Source organism: Ensifer sp. Root127 (assembly GCF_001425225.1).
GTDB lineage: Bacteria > Pseudomonadota > Alphaproteobacteria > Rhizobiales > Rhizobiaceae > Ensifer > Ensifer canadensis.
In genome coordinates, this window is sequence record NZ_LMDX01000012.1 from 411,244 (window position 1) to 427,248 (window position 16,005).

Genomic DNA, 16,005 nt, shown 5'->3' on the forward strand with positions numbered 1-16,005 from the left:
GCCTTTCGAGTGGCAGTATTTGACGGCTTTTTTCGGGCTTGGACAAGCACTTCGCCGACATTCCCTGTGAATTGACCGCTGCGCTTCCGCACAGGTGCTTTTTGCTGTTATCTCTGATCGTTAAAGATGATTCCTATCCGAATGATCGAGGGCGTGTCGGGATTGGCCGATTTCACCTGGCGGATTGCGCGGATGCCGGCCGGAGCGCCGGACCGTATCGGCTATGTGCCGGGCGGTATTGGCGGCAGATGAGGACCCGATGACGAAAATGCGGCAGTCAGGTGACTACCAGATGCCGGTTGTTGACCGTGGCGTCAGGCCGGGAACCGTCATGCGGATCGTCCTGCTTGCGATCGTTCTGACCGTCTCTGCGATCGCCTTCGTGATCTTCAAGAACGAGTTGGACAACGAGATCGTGCTCGGCATCCTTGGCGTTCTTGCCATGGTCGGCATCTTCTTCCTCGTCTCGTCGGTCATCGGCTTCATCGAGGTGATGCCGCAATCGCGGCCGGACGAACTGGCGCGCGCCTTTCTCGACGCCCATGAAGACGGCACGATCGTCACCGACCGCAAGGGCCGCATCATTTACGCCAACGCCGCCTACGGCGCGCTGACCGGCGCGAAGAATTCTGCCGGCATCCAGTCGCTCGAAACGATCCTGTCGCGAAACCGCGAGGCGACCGAAGCGATCTACCGCCTCACCAACGGTCTGCACGAAGGCAAGCAGGGGCACGAGGAGTTTCGGCTGTTGAAGCCGCTGGCGACCGGTGCTGCGTCCAGCGGCTCTGGTGCCCACTGGTTTCGCTTGAAGGCCCGGGTGTTGCCGCTCGAAGATAGTGACCGCAACCCGCTCTATCTCTGGCAGATTGCCGACATCACCGCCGAACGTGACGACCAGGAGCGGTTCTTCAAGGAACTGCAGAACGCCATCGATTATCTCGACCATGCTCCGGCCGGCTTCTTCTCCGCCGGGCGCAAGGGCGAGATCTTCTACATCAACGCTACCCTTGCGGATTGGCTGGGCATCGACCTGACAAAATTCCAGCCGGGCTCCATGAGCATCGGCGATCTTGTCGCCGGCGAGGGGTTGACGCTGGTGCAATCGGTGCAGGCGGAGCCAGGCCTGAAGAAGACCAAGGTGCTGGATCTCGATCTGCGCAAGTCCAACGGCCAGAGCCTGCCGGTGCGCATGGTGCACCGCGTGTCGTCGGCACGCGATGGCGCGCCCGGCGAAAGCCGGACCATCGTCATGTCGCGCGACGGCGGCGAGGACGAGGATCAGTCGGCGTCGAGCGCTGCGATGCGCTTCACCCGCTTCTTCAACAATACGCCGATGGCCATCGCCTCGGTCGACGGCAACGGTCGCATCCTTCGCACCAATGCGCCGTTCCTCAAGCTGTTTTCCGGCCTTGTCTCCCAGGACGATGTCGAGCGTGGCGCGCTGATCGAAACGGTGGTGCATCCGACGGAAAAGGGCCGTCTGCATGAGGCGCTTGCCGCCGCCAAGGATCGCCAGGGCGATATCGCGCCGATCGACGCCTTGCACCCGGCCGATGGCGAGCGGCATTTCCGCTTCTATATCAATGCCGTCATCGACCAGAGCGATCAGGCTCCGGAAGAGGCAGCGATCATCTACGCGCTGGAGATTACCGAGCAGAAGGCGCTCGAAAACCAGATGGCGCAGACGCAGAAGATGAATGCGGTCGGCACGCTTGCGGGCGGCATCGCGCACGATTTCAACAACGTGCTGACGGCGATCCTGCTGTCCTCCGACCACCTGCTTTTGTCGGCGCGACCGGCCGATGCGAGCTTTGCCGATCTGATGGAGATCAAGCGCAACGCCAATCGTGCGGCGGTGCTCGTCAGGCAGTTGCTCGCCTTCTCGCGCAAGCAGACCATGCGGCCGACAGTGCTGAGCATGACCGACGTGATCGGCGACCTGCGCATGCTCGTCGATCGCATGACCGGGACCAACGTCAAGGTCGAAGTCGACTACGGGCGCGATCTCTGGCCGGTGCGCACGGATCTCGGCCAGTTCGAGCAGGTGCTGCTCAACCTTGCCGTCAATGCGCGCGATGCCATGCCGTCAGGCGGCATCATCACGCTTCGCACGCGCAATCTGCCGGCAACGGAAATCGCGGCCATTGGCCGGCGCGAACTGCCGGAGGAAGATTTCGTCATGGTGGAGGTTTCCGACCAGGGAACCGGTATTCCGCCAGAAATTCTCGACAAGATCTTCGAGCCCTTCTTCACCACCAAGGAAGTCGGCAAGGGCACGGGCCTTGGTCTTTCGATGGTCTACGGCATCGTCAAGCAATCCGGCGGCTACATCTATCCGGAATCCGAAGTCGGCAAGGGAACCACCTTCCGCATCCTGCTGCCGCGCCATATCGACATTCCGGAAGCCGCGGGTGAACCGACGCAGGGCGCATCCAATGGGGCGGTGACGCTGCCGCCGGCTGAAGCTGTCGCCAAGCCAGTCGCCAAGACCGAGGAACCGACCGATCTCACCGGTGATTCAGCCGTCGTCCTCCTGGTAGAGGACGAAGAAGCGGTCCGCCGCGGCGGCAAGCGCATGCTCGAGACCCGCGGCTATACCGTGCACGAGGCAGGCTCTGGCGTCGAAGCACTCGAGATCATGGAGGAGCTCGATGGCGCCGTCGATATCGTCGTTTCGGACGTGGTGATGCCGGAAATGGACGGGCCGACACTCTTGACGGAGCTGCGCAAGAAGTACCCGGACCTGAAGTTCATCTTCGTCTCGGGTTACGCGGAAGATGCCTTCGCCCGCAATCTTCCTGCCGACGCCAAATTCGGCTTCCTTCCGAAACCGTTCTCGCTGAAGCAACTGGCCGTGGCCGTGCGCGAGATGCTGGACTCCTGAGGCGTGCGCGAAACTGCGCAGTGCATTGAGCGAATCTGAGAAATCGCGGCGCGCATTTCGGCGCTCGCCAAGAATTGCAGTCCAACAAAAAGCCCGACGCTTTCGCGCCGGGCTTTTCTCTTATGATCTTAATGTCAGTCGACTACTTCGCGGTCAGCGCCACAGCGATTTCGCCGGCGAGGCGGGCATTGTTCTCGACCAGCGCTATGTTGGTTTCGAGGCTGCGGCCCTCGGTCATGTGGAAGAGGTTGTCGAGCAGGTACGGGGTGACCTCCTTGCCGGAAATCTCATCGCGTTCGGCGTTGTCGAGCGCGCGGCCGATGTAGATTTCCATCTCCTCGCGCGCGATCTCGCTTTCGGCCGGAACCGGGTTCGCGATCAGCATGCCGCCATCGACGCCGAGCAGTTCGCGCATGTTCTGGAAGTTGGCGATTGCCGCTGGGCTGTTGAGCATCAGCGGGCTCTTGAGGCCCGAATCGCGCGACCAGAAGGCCGGGAACACGTCGCTGTCATAGGTCACAACAGGCACGCCGCGGGTTTCGAGGACCTCGAGCGTCTTCGGAATGTCGAGGATGGCTTTCGCGCCGGCGCAAACGACGATGACGGCCGTGCGTGCCAGTTCGTCGAGGTCGGCGGAGATGTCGAAGCTCAGCTCGGCGCCGCGGTGCACGCCGCCGATGCCGCCGGTCGCAAAGACGCGGATGCCGGCGCGGGCAGCGGCGATCATGGTGGCGGCAACGGTCGTCGCGCCGGTGCGGCGCTCGGCGATGGCAAAGGCGAGATCGGCGCGCGATACCTTCATCGCGCCTTCGGTCTTGGCCAGCTCTTCCAGCTTCGCATCGTCAAGGCCGATATGCAGAACGCCGTGAATGACGGCGATCGTCGCCGGAACGGCACCCTGGTCGCGGATGATCGCTTCGACGCTGCGGGCCATGTTGAGGTTGCCCGGATAGGGCATGCCATGGGTGATGATCGTCGATTCCAGTGCCACGATCGGCGCGCCGCGTGCCTTGGCGGCTGCAACCTCGTCGGAATATTCCATCGGCAGGAAGGGGGAAGCGGGTTTGGTCATGGTTTTTCCTTGGGAGTTCGGCTGGCGGCGTTCATGCCAGCATTTGAGGTGCCGGCACAAGGGCCAGTGCCTGTTCGAGGTTGGCCTGCGACATTTGTTCCGAGGCGGCCAAGGGAGAGCGAAGCGTAATGCCGGCGGCGGCAATGCCGCGCCGCAGGCATTCCGACAGATCATGGCCGGCAAGACGGGCGGTGAGGAAGCCTGATGCCAGGGCATCGCCGGCGCCGGTAACATCGGCGAGCTCCGGCAGGGCCGGCGGCGTCGCGACGCAGACGGTTTCGCGATCGAAGGCGACGACCGCTCTGCCGCCTCGGGTAACGACGCCGCCATTGAGCCCGGCGGCGCGCAAAAGCGGCGGCCAACCCTCAGCATCCGCCGCATCCTTGCCGGTGAGCGCCCGCGCCTCGGCCTCGTTCATGAACAGGAAGCTGAGCCTGACCAGGCTCGGCTGGAATCGGATCACCTTTGCCGGCGATACGGCGATACCGGCGACAATGCGCCCATCCGTCGACGCCGCCGCTACGAGGGCGGCGATGGTTTCTTCGGGCAGGTTCGCATCGGTCAGCACCAGCCGGCTGTCGGCGATGGCATCGCGCAATGCGCGCCGCTGCAACTGGCGCGGCGAGAACATCCGGTAGAGATCCATGTCGGCAAGGGCGATCACCAGGTTGCCGTCATTTTCAATGATCGCAGTGTAGCTCGGCGTCTGGCGGTCGAGAAAGGTGAGGGGATTGTCGATGACGCCGGCAGCCGCTGCGGCCGCCGTCACGATGTCGCCAGCAGCGTCACCACCGCGCGTGCTGATCATCCGGACGCTATGACCCAGTCGTGCCAGGTTGCGCGCAGCGTTGAAGCCGCCGCCACCTGCCTCTTCGAACCAGGTGCCGGGGTTGCTCGAACCGGGTGCGGTCGTGCCCGAGATGCGGCCGCGCCGATCGATATGAGCGCCGCCGAAGACGGCGATTTCGCCTTCCTTCATGAATGTTCCTCTGCTGTCTATCGGCCGAATCGGATCGGGAGGGTTCATCGTCTCAGGGTGCGCCTGGCGCTGCCAAAAAAATTACGCAGCAAAGCGTGAACATGAATCGAACACAATCCGAATAATTCCTATTTTTCAATGTCTTGTCCTGCTCTTGCAAAAACGGAACAAAACATGTACAAAAACTCGTGCGGCGGCTTCATTGCCTCGGTAGCTTCAATAACCTAAAGGTGGACCAAATGGCACAAAACTCTTTGCGGCTCGTAGAGGACAAATCGGTGGATAAAAGCAAGGCACTTGAAGCGGCACTTTCCCAGATCGAACGGTCGTTCGGCAAGGGATCGATCATGAAGCTCGGTGGGAAGGACAGCATCATCGAGATCGAGACGGTTTCGACCGGCTCTCTCAGCCTGGACATCGCACTCGGCATTGGTGGCTTGCCGAAGGGCCGCATCGTCGAAATCTATGGTCCGGAAAGCTCGGGCAAGACGACGCTGGCGCTGCAGACCATCGCAGAAGCACAGAAGAAGGGCGGCATCTGCGCCTTCGTCGACGCCGAACACGCACTCGACCCGGTTTATGCGCGCAAGCTGGGCGTCGATCTCGAAAACCTGCTGATCTCGCAGCCCGATACCGGCGAACAGGCGCTCGAAATCACCGATACGCTGGTACGCTCCGGGGCGATCGACGTTCTCGTCATCGACTCCGTCGCAGCGCTCGTGCCGCGCGCCGAAATCGAAGGCGAAATGGGCGACAGCCTGCCGGGCATGCAGGCCCGTCTGATGAGCCAGGCGCTGCGCAAGTTGACCGCCTCGATCTCGAAGTCGAACTGCATGGTGGTCTTCATCAACCAGATCCGCATGAAGATCGGCGTCATGTTCGGTTCGCCGGAAACGACGACGGGCGGCAATGCGCTGAAGTTCTACGCCTCCGTTCGCCTCGACATCCGCCGTATCGGTTCCGTCAAGGAGCGCGAAGAAGTCGTCGGCAACCAGACGCGCGTCAAGGTCGTCAAGAACAAGATGGCGCCTCCCTTCAAGCAGGTCGAATTCGACATCATGTATGGCGAAGGCGTCTCGAAGACCGGCGAACTCGTCGATCTCGGCGTCAAGGCTGGTATCGTCGAGAAGTCCGGTGCCTGGTTCTCCTATAACAGCCAGCGCCTCGGCCAGGGTCGCGAGAACGCCAAGTCGTTCCTCAGGGACAATCCGGACCTGTCGCGCGAGATCGAGACGGCTCTGCGTCAGAACGCCGGCCTGATCGCCGACCGGTTCCTCGAGAATGGTGGTCCGGAACCCGACGACGGCGACGACGCTGCCGAAGCATAAGCAGCGAGCCGAGCTTCAAGCTTTCAAAACCGGTCGCCTTCATCGGCGGCCGGTTTTTTGCTGCCGTCTGGACAGCATGATACGCGAACGATAAAAGCCTGTGGTTCCGGCGACCGAGGGCGTTGGAGGGCGCAGCCGTCAGCGATGGCCGCGGGGTCGAAGGATAACGGCGAGTGGCGCGGCAGATGCCGGGGCCTGGGCCTGAATTGGTGCACAGATAGGACGCAAGATGAGCGGCGTGAATGAAATCCGGTCGACGTTTCTCGACTATTTCCGCAGGAATGGTCATGAGGTGGTGTCGTCGAGCCCGTTGGTACCGCGCAACGACCCGACGCTGATGTTCACCAATGCCGGCATGGTCCAGTTCAAGAACGTCTTCACCGGGCTTGAGCAGCGTCCCTATTCGACGGCCGTGACGGCGCAGAAATGCGTGCGCGCCGGCGGCAAGCACAACGACCTCGACAATGTCGGCTACACCGCGCGCCACCACACCTTCTTCGAGATGCTCGGCAATTTCTCCTTTGGCGATTACTTCAAGGAAAACGCTATCGAGCTTGCCTGGAACCTGATCACCAGGGAATATGGCCTCGACGCCAAGCGCCTGCTGGTCACGGTCTATCACACCGACGACGAAGCCTTTGGCCTTTGGAAAAAGATCGCCGGCCTTTCCGACGACCGCATCATCCGCATCCCGACCAGCGACAATTTCTGGGCCATGGGCGATACCGGCCCTTGCGGTCCTTGCTCGGAAATCTTTTACGACCACGGCGACAAGATCTGGGGCGGGCCTCCTGGTTCTGCCGATGAGGACGGCGACCGCTTCATCGAGATCTGGAACCTCGTCTTCATGCAGTACGAGCAGATCACCAAGGAAGAGCGCGTCAACCTGCCGCGTCCGTCGATCGACACCGGCATGGGCCTCGAGCGCCTGGCAGCCGTGCTGCAGGGCCAGCACGACAACTACGAAATCGATCTCTTCCGCGCATTGATTGCCGCGTCTGAAGAAGCAACCGGCGTCAAGGCCGAAGGCGACCAGCGCGCCAGCCATCGCGTCATTGCCGACCACCTGCGTTCGTCCGCCTTCCTGATCGCCGATGGCGTGCTGCCGTCGAACGAGGGCCGTGGTTATGTGCTGCGCCGTATCATGCGCCGCGCCATGCGCCACGCGCAGCTGCTCGGTGCCCGCGATCCCTTGATGTGGAAGCTGCTGCCGGCGCTCGTCGGCCAGATGGGCCGCGCCTATCCGGAACTGATGCGCGCCGAGGCGCTGATCTCGGAGACGCTGAAGCTCGAGGAAACCCGCTTCCGCAAGACGCTGGAGCGTGGCTTGAACCTCCTGTCCGAAGCCTCGGCCGACCTTTCCGAAGGCGATCAGTTCAATGGCGAAACCGCCTTCAAGCTCTACGATACCTACGGCTTCCCCCTCGACCTGACCCAGGATGCGCTGCGCGCCAAGGGCATCAGCGTCGACACCGACGCCTTTACGACCGCCATGGAGCGGCAGAAGGCCGAAGCCCGCGCCAATTGGGCAGGCTCCGGCGAAGCGGCAACCGAAACCATCTGGTTCGAGCTGCGCGAAAAGCACGGCGCGACCGAGTTCCTCGGTTACGATACGGAAGTTGCCGAAGGCGTCGTCCAGGCGATCTTGCGCGATGGCGCTGTCGCTCAGTCGGCCACCAAGGGTGAAACCGTCCAGATCGTCCTCAACCAGACGCCGTTCTACGGCGAATCGGGTGGACAGATGGGCGATACGGGGACGATCACCACCGACGGCGGCAAGCTTGTTGTGACCGACACGCAGAAGCGCGGCGAGGGCCTGTTCGTTCATTTCGGCGTCGTTGCCGAAGGCACGATCAAGACCGGCGACGCGGCCCAGCTCGAAGTCGATCATGCCCGCCGTTCGCGCCTTCGCGCCAACCATTCGGCCACCCATCTGCTGCATGAGGCGCTTCGCGAGGTGCTCGGCACCCATGTGGCGCAGAAGGGCTCGCTGGTTGCGCCCGAGCGCCTGCGCTTCGACGTATCGCATCCGAAGCCGATGACGGCCGAGGAGCTGAAGATCGTCGAGGAGATGGCAAACGAGATCATCGTTCAGAATACGCCGGTCACCACGCGCCTGATGAGCGTCGACGATGCGATTGCCGAAGGCGCCATGGCGCTCTTTGGCGAGAAATACGGTGACGAAGTGCGGGTCGTGTCCATGGGGCAGGGCATTCACGGCTCCAAGGCCAACCGTGCCTATTCGGTCGAACTCTGCGGCGGCACCCACGTTTCGGCAACCGGCGACATCGGTCTGGTGCGCGTCGTTTCCGAAAGTGCCGTTGGCGCCGGCGTGCGCCGCGTCGAGGCGCTGACGGGCGAGGCAGCCCGTGCCTATCTCAACGAGCAGGACGAGCGGGTGAAGACGCTTGCCAACACGCTCAAGGTTCAGCCGGGCGACGTGCTCGGCCGCGTCGAGGCACTGCTCGACGAGCGCCGCAAGCTGGAGCGCGAACTGACGGAAGCCAAGAAGAAGCTGGCGCTCGGTGGCGGCGGTCAGGCCGGATCGACCGATGCCGCGCGCGACATCGCCGGCATGCGTTTCCTCGGCAAGGTCGTTTCCGGTGTCGAACCAAAGGATCTGAAGAGCCTGGCCGATGACGGCAAGAAGAGCCTCGGCTCCGGCGTCGTCGCCTTCGTCGGCGTTTCCGGCGATGGCAAGGCAAGCGCAGTCGTGGCTGTCACCGACGATCTGACTTCCAAGGTCAGCGCAGTCGATCTCGTGCGTATCGCCTCGGCCGCCCTTGGCGGCAAGGGCGGCGGCGGCCGCCCTGATATGGCGCAGGCCGGCGGCCCTGACGGCGAGAAGGCAGCCGACGCGATCGAGGCCGTTGCCGTTGCATTGGCCGGCTAAGGACACTGCATAATTCCTCAAATCGGATGCGATTGGAGGATAAAATTATGCAGCAAGTTTAAGGTGTTACAGTGCCATTTGCGCGTCATACTTGATGCGCGGCGCTGTAGGCGCAGAAACGTGAAATTGAAAAGGGCGCCGGTTTCGGGCGTCCTTTTTTGTGATTGCGATTGCCCCCTCTGCATGCTCGCCGCAAAACTCCGCAGGATTTGTCAAAGTCGTCTATGGTCTACCGATCCGTGAGCAAAGCGCGAAGGGCTAGACATGGACGAGCGGGCGACCTGGGCAAGCTACGAAAGACGGCTGCACAGGGTGAGCGACTACATTTACGGCCATCTCAACGAGGAGCTGGATCTCGACCGTCTCGCTGAAATCGCCTGCCTGTCGCCACACCACTGGCACCGAATCTACAGGGCCGTCCACGGCGAGACGTTGGCGGCAACGGTCAAGCGGCTACGGCTGCAGAAGGCCGCCGCCGATCTCGTGCAGTCCGATCTTCCTGTCGAAGCGATCGCGCAGCGCTCTGGCTACCCCAATATTCAATCCTTCAACCGCACCTTCAAGGCCGTCTATGGACTGCCGCCGGCGCGGTATCGGAGGGAGGGCAGCCACAAAACCTTCGAAACCGCTTCATCGGAAGGAATTGCGGATATGTATGAAGTCACCCTCAAGGAGATCGACGGCTTCGATCTCGTCGGCGTCGCCCACTCCGGCTCTTATATGGGCATCGGCAAGGCATTCGAGACGCTCTACGGCACACTGATTTCGCGCAATCTTTATCGTCCGGACATGGAGATGATCGGCATCTATCTGGATGATCCGGAACTGGTGCCGGCGGACAGGCTGCGCTCCTTTGCCTGCGTCACCGCCAAGGAGACCCTGCCTGCCGATGCACCGCTGACACCCCAGACGCTCGAGGGCGGACGCTATGCCGTTCTGCGCCACAAAGGCCCCTATGCGGACATGCCCTTGGCCTATCAATGGCTTTACGGCACGTGGCTGCCGCAATCCGGCCGCGAGGTGCGCGACAGCCTGATGTTCGAGAAGTATCTCAACAATCCGCGCGACGTGCCGCCGACCGAGCTCTTGAGCGAGATCTATCTGCCGCTGAAATGACCCGCTCGACTTCTCTCGTCATCCTCGGGCTTGCCCCGAGGATCCACCTGAGCCGTCGCCAACGCACAGATGTCCTTGGGCTCAAGAGGCTTGGCCTGGATGCTCGGGTCAAGCCCGAGCATGACAGAGGGAATGGGTCGCCAGAGGTTCTTGGAACTGCGGCTATCCAACCAAAAAGAAACCCGGCACAAGGCCGGGTTTCGCATTCGGGTCGATGGCGTGTGCCGATCAGGCAGCCATTGCCTTCTTCAGGTTCTCGTCGATCTTGTCGAGGAAGCCGGTGGTCGAGAGCCACGGCTGGTCGGGGCCGATCAGGAGCGCCAGGTCCTTGGTCATGAAGCCGGCTTCGACGGTATCGACGCAGACCTTTTCCAGTGTTTCGGAGAAGCGGGCGAGTTCGGCATTGCCGTCGAGCTTGGCACGATGGGCAAGGCCACGGGTCCAGGCGAAGATCGAAGCGATCGAGTTGGTCGAGGTCTCTTCGCCCTTCTCGTGCTGGCGGTAGTGACGGGTCACGGTGCCGTGGGCCGCTTCTGCTTCGACCGTCTTGCCGTCCGGCGTCATCAGAACCGAGGTCATCAGGCCGAGCGAGCCGAAGCCCTGAGCCACGATGTCGGACTGGACGTCGCCGTCGTAGTTCTTGCACGCCCAGACGTAGCCGCCGGACCACTTCAGCGCCGAAGCGACCATGTCGTCGATCAGGCGGTGTTCGTACCAGATCTTCAGTTCCTTGAACTTCTCGGCGAATTCTTCCTCGAAGACCTTCTGGAAGATGTCCTTGAAGCGGCCGTCATAGACCTTGAGGATGGTGTTCTTGGTCGAGAGGTAGACCGGAACCTTACGCTGGATGCCGTAGTTGAACGAAGCGCGGGCGAATTCGGTGATCGAATCGTCGAGGTTGTACATGCCCATGGCAACACCGGCCGACGGTGCGTCGAAGACGTCGTATTCGATTTCCTTGCCGTCTTCGCCGACGAACTTCATCGTCAGCTTGCCCTTGCCGGGGAACTTGAAGTCGGTGGCGCGGTACTGGTCGCCGAAGGCGTGACGGCCGACGATGATCGGCTTGGTCCAGCCCGGAACCAGACGAGGCACGTTCTTGCAGATGATCGGCTCGCGGAAGATGACTCCGCCGAGGATGTTGCGGATGGTGCCGTTCGGCGACTTCCACATCTTCTTGAGCTTGAATTCTTCGACGCGGGCTTCGTCCGGGGTGATCGTGGCGCACTTGACGCCGACGCCGTGCTTCTTGATGGCGTTGGCTGCATCGATCGTCACCTGGTCGTCGGTGGCGTCGCGGTTTTCCATGCCGAGGTCATAATACTCAAGATCGACGTCGAGGTAGGGATGGATCAGCTTGTCCTTGATGAACTGCCAGATGATGCGGGTCATCTCATCGCCGTCGAGTTCGACGACCGGATTGGCGACCTTGATCTTTGCCATGAATATGCCTCGTAGCTTAGCGGGACAACGGGAGCGATGTCCCTTCCTCTTTAGAAAAATCCAGAGCCCTATAGCATTGTGAAACGGCAAGGCAAAGCATGCTTGGCTGAAACTTTGGGTGGAGACTCGATCGACCGGCGGGCAGGGGCCGAGGATGGGTTTTGGACTGGTTTAAGCCGGCCTGCGCCTTGAAAAGATCGGAGGCAGCGTTAATCAAGAAGAAGCGGTGACGCGTCGATGGTCACCGTAGCAGGCAAAAGGCATCCGATGGAAATTCGCTCCCGCGTGCGCGACTGGCTTCTCGCCAATGATCCTGCCTTTTCCCGGCTGCGCCAGGCGACGCGCATCACCGCGACGATCGTTTCGTCGGTTTGCCTGCTGATGGCCTTCCACTATCTCGTGGCGCCATTGCCGCCGGCAGCCTACGGCCTTGCCGTTTCGCTCTCGATCGAAGGCGGCCTTGCCGTCCGCGACCGCACGCACGGCGAACAGCTCGTGACCCGTATAATCGCCGTCATCGTTGGCGTCTCGATGGTCGCGCTGGCCTCGGTGCTGGAGAGCCACCGCTACGTCTCCGATGTCGTTTTCCTGTCGATCATCTTCCTGGCGGTCTATTGTCGCTCCTTCGGGCCGAGATGGTTTGCCGTCGGCATGTTCGCCTTCATGTCCTATTTCATCGGAGCTTATCTGCGTCCGACGATTGACCAGTTGCCCGCACTGGTCTTCGGTGCAGCGGTTTCGGCCATGGTCGCCCACCTGGTCCGCACCGTGCTTCTGCCCGACCACCGCTATCGCGACCTCATGCGCGCTGCGGCCAGCGTCCAGCAGCGCGTCGACCAGATGCTGGAGGAGCTGGTCGATGTCGCACGCAAACCGACCCTGATCGAGACGGATCGCACCCGGCTGCACCGGAGGGAAGAGCGCCTCAAGGAGGCGGTGCTGATGGCGGAAAGTTTCATTCCGACCGAGAACCGACGCCCGGAACCCGAGCCCGGCCTTGCCTCGTCGGATGTGGTGATCAACCTTTTCGACCTGCATCTGGCGGCAGAAAGCGTCATCGTGCTGAGCCTTCAGGCCATGCCTCCGGTCGCATTGGTCGAAGCGATGCTTACGCGCAACTCCGCCGAGATCGAAGCGGAGACGGCGCGCATCGACCGCACGAACGAGCGGCTTGTCGAGACCGTCAAGGCGCTCTCGTGGCTGCGCAATGTTCGCCAGCGCCTCGCCCATAGCCTGGAAAAACTCGACGCGCATGATCTCGAGGATCCGGTGGAGCGAGCCGTTGCCCCGGCGTCCACGCGTCCAAAGCTGACAGTGTCTAATCCGGCGCTCAAAACGGCCATCCAGATCACGCTCGCCGCCGGCATCGCCATGGTGTTCGGGCTGATGCTGTCGCGCGACCGATGGTTCTGGGCGGTGCTGGCTGCCTTTCTCGTTTTTACCAACACCCGCTCGCGCGGCGATACGGCGGTCAAGGCGCTACAGCGCTCGGCCGGTACGCTATTTGGCATCGTGGTCGGCATCGTCGCCGGCACGCTGGTTGCCGGAAACATCTATTTGGTGCTGCCGCTGAGTGCGCTCTGCATCTTTCTCGCGTTCTATTTCCTCGCAGTTTCCTATGCGTCGATGACCTTCTTCGTCTCTATCGTGCTGTCGCTGCTCTACAGCCTGATGGGCGTGCTGACCCCACAGCTGCTGCAGCTGCGGCTGGAGGAAACCCTGATCGGCTCCATCGCCGGTACTGTGGTTGCCTTCGTGGTTTTCCCGACCCGTACGCGAACATCGCTTGATCTCGCGATCAAGGCCTGGTGTGGCGAACTGACAGGACTGCTGCAAGCGGCGAAGGAGGGCGCCTCCGGCATGGCGCTGATTGCGCGGTCGCAGTCCGTCGACCGCGCCTACCGCGAGCTTGCCGCGGCGGCCAAGCCCCTTGGCGTTTCCTGGCAGCTTGTCACGCGCCCCGGCCACGTCAGGCAGACGCTGGCGATCTTCATGGGGTGCACCTATTGGGCGCGCGTGTTTGCCCGTCGCGTTGCCGACGAGGCCGACGCCGTCGGCTCCACGTTCCACACCGACATCGACGAAAATCTGACATTGGTTCGCTCGATCGCGGAGAAAGGGGCCGGCTATTTCTACGACGGCGGCCGCGTCGCCGGGCCAGTCAGCCGACATCTGCCGATATCGAAGGACGATGCGGAACTGGGGCTGGAGATGATCGGCATCTCCCTCAGCCGTCTGCATCCGGCAACACCGTGATGCCCGCAGTCCTCAGCATGTCGGCCGGACTTTAATTTTCCGGTCTTTTGTGCGAGGGAAGCGCCGAACAGAAGGCGAAGGCGAAAGACATGGCAGGCACCAACAGCGAACGAGAACTCCTGACCGAAGGACCGGCGATCATTCTCGCCTATCCGCAGCTCGGCGAGAATATCGGCATGGTTGCCCGCGCCATGGCCAATTTCGGCCTGTCTGAACTGCGCCTCGTCAACCCGCGCGATGGCTGGCCGAACGAAAAGGCGCAGTCTGCCGCCAGCCGCGCCGACCACGTCATCGAAGGCGCCAAGCTCTACGACACGCTGGAAGAGGCGATCGCCGACCTCAACTTCGTCTATGCGACAACGGCGCGCGACCGTTACGGCTACAAGCCGGTTCGCTCGCCGATAGTGGCGGCGCGCACGCTGAGACAGCGCTTCGTAGCCGGCGAGGCGACCGGCATCATCTTCGGCCGCGAGCGCACCGGATTGACGAACGAGGAAGTGGCGCTTGCCGACGAGATTGTGACGTTCCCCGTCAATCCGGCTTTCGCTTCGCTCAATCTCGCCCAGGCGGTGCTGCTAATGTCCTACGAGTGGCTGAAGACGGGCATGGAAAGCGAAGACCAGACGTCGTTCCAGGCACTGGAGCAGCGTCCGGCGAAGAAAGACGATCTGCAGGGCCTGTTCGATCACCTCGAGGATGCGCTGGAAGCGCGCAACTATTTCCGCTCCGCCGACAAAAAGCCGAAATTGGTCGAAAATCTGCGCACAGTTCTGACCAGACCAGCCTTTACCGAAACGGAAATCCGGGTGCTGCGCGGCGTGATTTCGTCGCTCGATCGGTTTTCGCGTGAACATCCCCGAGGTTCCGGCGCTCCCGTTGATCACAGCAGGGCCGAGCACAACAAGAAAGTATCAGACAGCGGTGACAGCGACTGAACTGAAACCCATTCTCGTCTTCGACAGCGGCATCGGCGGGCTCACGGTGCTGCGCGAGGCGAGGGTGCTGATGCCGGAGCGGCATTTCATCTATATCGCCGACGATGCCGGCTTCCCCTATGGCGGCTGGGAGGAAGAGGCCTTGCGCGCCCATGTCATCGCGCTCTTTGGCCGGCTGCTGGCCGAGCACGATCCCGAAATCTGCGTGATTGCCTGCAACACCGCATTCACCCTCGTCGGTGCCGATCTGCGCGCCGCCTTTCCGCAGATGACCTTCGTTGGCACCGTGCCGGCGATCAAGCCCGCGGCCGAGCGCACGCGCTCGGGGCTGGTTTCCGTGCTTGCGACACCAGGCACGGTCAAGCGCGCCTATACGCGCGACCTCATCCAGTCCTTCGCCAGCCAATGCCATGTCCGCCTGGTCGGATCGGAGAACCTCGCCAAGATGGCCGAGGCCTATATTCGCGGCGAAAAGCTCGATGATGCGGAGGTATTGGCCGAGATCACCCCGTGCTTCATCGAGATGGATGGCCGCAAGACCGATATCGTCGTTCTCGCCTGCACGCATTATCCCTTTCTGGCCAATCTGTTCCGCAAGCTGGCGCCCTGGCCGGTCGACTGGTTGGATCCAGCCGAGGCCATCGCCCGGCGGGCCCGCTCGCTCGTGCCGCTGCCCGACGGCTTTGAGCCGTTGAACGGCGAGGACCCGGCGATCTTCACTTCGGGAAATCCCGATTTTTCCACACGCCGGCTGATGCAGGGCTTCGGCCTGACCGTCATGTCGAACGTCACTACCCCCGAACAGACGGCCGCCAGCGAAACGATCGGCTAGAAGAAGATCGCCAGCAGGACGCCAATCGACGCGGCGAGCGCAATCGCAATCAGGAAGTTCGCGCGGCCTGATTGCGCGGATTCCTTTTTCGAGACGATGCGTTGACCATCCTCGTAGTTCATCTGGAAGTGGTTTTCGGTCTCGTTCTGATCCATTCGTGGCCCGGAAATCCCGGTCGCTCAAAGACGTATGGGCCGGGGCAGGCGCTTGTTAAAGATGTATCAATAGGTTTATTCAACGTTTCCGCGCAAACAACCGGGTGAACTG

At 62.0% G+C, this 16,005-nt stretch carries 11 protein-coding genes; 7 read left to right on the forward strand and 4 right to left on the reverse strand.

What is annotated here, in order from left to right:
* Positions 1 to 259: 259 nt before the first annotated feature.
* A complete protein-coding gene (locus tag ASD03_RS16560; protein WP_025427179.1) occupies positions 260 to 2,884 on the forward strand; it encodes a PAS domain-containing sensor histidine kinase in 2,625 nt (874 codons plus the stop codon).
* A 142-nt stretch (positions 2,885 to 3,026) separates the two neighbouring features.
* Here the strand turns inward: ASD03_RS16560 and ASD03_RS16565 are convergent, their stop codons facing one another.
* Positions 3,027 to 3,956, reverse strand: a complete 930-nt coding sequence (locus ASD03_RS16565; RefSeq protein ID WP_025427178.1) for a pseudouridine-5'-phosphate glycosidase — start codon at positions 3,954 to 3,956, stop codon at positions 3,027 to 3,029.
* A gap of 31 nt (positions 3,957 to 3,987) precedes the next feature.
* Positions 3,988 to 4,935, reverse strand: coding sequence for a carbohydrate kinase family protein (locus ASD03_RS16570; protein ID WP_057208681.1), 948 nt, complete (start codon positions 4,933 to 4,935; stop codon positions 3,988 to 3,990).
* A 239-nt stretch (positions 4,936 to 5,174) separates the two neighbouring features.
* On the opposite strand from ASD03_RS16570, the gene recA reads away from it, so the two are divergent.
* From recA to ASD03_RS16585, 3 genes are all read left to right on the forward strand, one after another.
* Positions 5,175 to 6,263 carry a recombinase RecA gene (gene recA, locus ASD03_RS16575; RefSeq protein WP_025427176.1) on the forward strand — a complete coding sequence of 363 codons (1,089 nt, stop codon included), beginning with the start codon at positions 5,175 to 5,177 and terminating at the stop codon, positions 6,261 to 6,263.
* Positions 6,264 to 6,492: 229 nt separating this feature from the next.
* Positions 6,493 to 9,156 carry an alanine--tRNA ligase gene (gene alaS / locus ASD03_RS16580; protein WP_025427175.1) on the forward strand — a complete coding sequence of 888 codons (2,664 nt, stop codon included), beginning with the start codon at positions 6,493 to 6,495 and terminating at the stop codon, positions 9,154 to 9,156.
* Positions 9,157 to 9,420: 264 nt separating this feature from the next.
* On the forward strand, positions 9,421 to 10,272 hold the full coding sequence (locus ASD03_RS16585) for an AraC family transcriptional regulator (RefSeq protein ID WP_025427174.1): 852 nt from the start codon (positions 9,421 to 9,423) through the stop codon (positions 10,270 to 10,272).
* A 228-nt stretch (positions 10,273 to 10,500) separates the two neighbouring features.
* Here the strand turns inward: ASD03_RS16585 and ASD03_RS16590 are convergent, their stop codons facing one another.
* Positions 10,501 to 11,715, reverse strand: a complete 1,215-nt coding sequence (locus tag ASD03_RS16590) for an NADP-dependent isocitrate dehydrogenase (RefSeq protein WP_025427173.1) — start codon at positions 11,713 to 11,715, stop codon at positions 10,501 to 10,503.
* Between the two features lie 267 nt (positions 11,716 to 11,982).
* Between ASD03_RS16590 and ASD03_RS16595 the strand changes: the two genes are divergently transcribed.
* From ASD03_RS16595 to murI, 3 genes are all read left to right on the forward strand, one after another.
* A complete protein-coding gene (locus tag ASD03_RS16595; RefSeq protein WP_057208679.1) occupies positions 11,983 to 13,971 on the forward strand; it encodes an FUSC family protein in 1,989 nt (662 codons plus the stop codon).
* 89 nt (positions 13,972 to 14,060) lie between these two features.
* Positions 14,061 to 14,906 carry an RNA methyltransferase gene (locus ASD03_RS16600; RefSeq protein WP_025427171.1) on the forward strand — a complete coding sequence of 282 codons (846 nt, stop codon included), beginning with the start codon at positions 14,061 to 14,063 and terminating at the stop codon, positions 14,904 to 14,906.
* Complete coding sequence (gene murI, locus ASD03_RS16605) at positions 14,893 to 15,738, forward strand: glutamate racemase (RefSeq protein ID WP_025427170.1); 846 nt, start codon at positions 14,893 to 14,895, stop codon at positions 15,736 to 15,738. Before ASD03_RS16600 ends, murI begins: the two co-directional genes overlap by 14 nt.
* On the opposite strand, the gene ASD03_RS39015 is transcribed toward murI, so the two are convergent.
* Positions 15,735 to 15,893 (reverse strand): hypothetical protein, encoded by a 159-nt coding sequence (locus tag ASD03_RS39015; RefSeq protein WP_156407977.1) that lies wholly within the window; start codon positions 15,891 to 15,893, stop codon positions 15,735 to 15,737. The two genes, murI and ASD03_RS39015, sit on opposite strands and share 4 nt — an antisense overlap.
* Positions 15,894 to 16,005: the final 112 nt, after the last annotated feature.